The 278-nt window shown below is 47.1% G+C and carries 1 protein-coding gene; it reads left to right on the top strand.

From position 1 onward, the window contains the following. The coding region (locus SB660_RS20060; protein WP_486304205.1) for a virulence activator alpha C-terminal domain-containing protein at nucleotides 1–278 on the top strand (278 nt) is incomplete at both ends.

Consider the following 278-nt stretch of genomic DNA (forward strand, 5'->3'; position numbering starts at 1 on the left):
CTGGCTGACGAAAAAAGACCCGATTCCGGAAACGGTGAAGGATGAATTTATGCTGAAGGATTATTTCATCTCAGCTTTGACGCAGGAAGAAGCGGATGAGCTATTCACCGATCAGCTCGTAAAGCGGCAGGAGAAATTGTCCGATCTGGAAAACAGTTATCAAGAACTGCTGACATCGTCCGCGGAGGCGGATTCATTTTCTTCTCCTGATTTCGGCCATTATCTCGTGCTGACAAAAGCGCTTGAGCGGGAACGGAATTATATTTCCTGGCTTGAAG

It is taken from the genome of Bacillus sp. SIMBA_005 (assembly GCF_046535585.1).
Classification (GTDB): domain Bacteria; phylum Bacillota; class Bacilli; order Bacillales; family Bacillaceae; genus Bacillus; species Bacillus pumilus.